We start from the raw sequence: 377 nt of genomic DNA, 5'->3' as shown, positions 1-377 counted from the left end.
AGCCTGGCGATGTCCTACTCTCACATGGGGAAGCCCCACACTACCATCGGCGCTATTGTGTTTCACTTCTGAGTTCGGCATGGAATCAGGTGGGTCCACAATGCTATGGTCGCCAAGCAAATTTTGCTTTTACTTTCAGCTTTTTTAAAAACTGAAGGCAAAATAATCTGGAAAACTGTTTTTGTTCTCTTCAAACTCATTCAAGTGTTTGGTATTTCTATTGAGTCCACAAAACCCCTTGGGTGTTGTATGGTTAAGCCTCACGGGCAATTAGTACAGGTTAGCTCAATGCCTCGCAGCACTTACACACCCTGCCTATCAACGTCGTAGTCTACGACAACCCTTTAGGACGCTTATAGCGTCAGGGAAAACTCATC

General features: G+C 45.1%; 2 rRNA genes. Both read right to left on the bottom strand.

The features are described 5' to 3' along the window. Position 1: 1 nt before the first annotated feature. Positions 2 to 117: ribosomal RNA gene (gene rrf / locus AB4482_RS22875) — 5S ribosomal RNA — on the bottom strand. A 132-nt stretch (positions 118 to 249) separates the two neighbouring features. Next, positions 250 to 377, bottom strand: a 23S ribosomal RNA gene (locus tag AB4482_RS22870); the annotation flags it as partial.

It is taken from the genome of Vibrio sp. 10N.222.55.C7 (assembly GCF_041473335.1).
Taxonomy (GTDB): Bacteria; Pseudomonadota; Gammaproteobacteria; order Enterobacterales; family Vibrionaceae; genus Vibrio; species Vibrio crassostreae_C.
The sequence above is the reverse complement of the archived record's forward strand: the minus strand, read 5'-3'. Positions and strand labels throughout refer to the sequence as shown.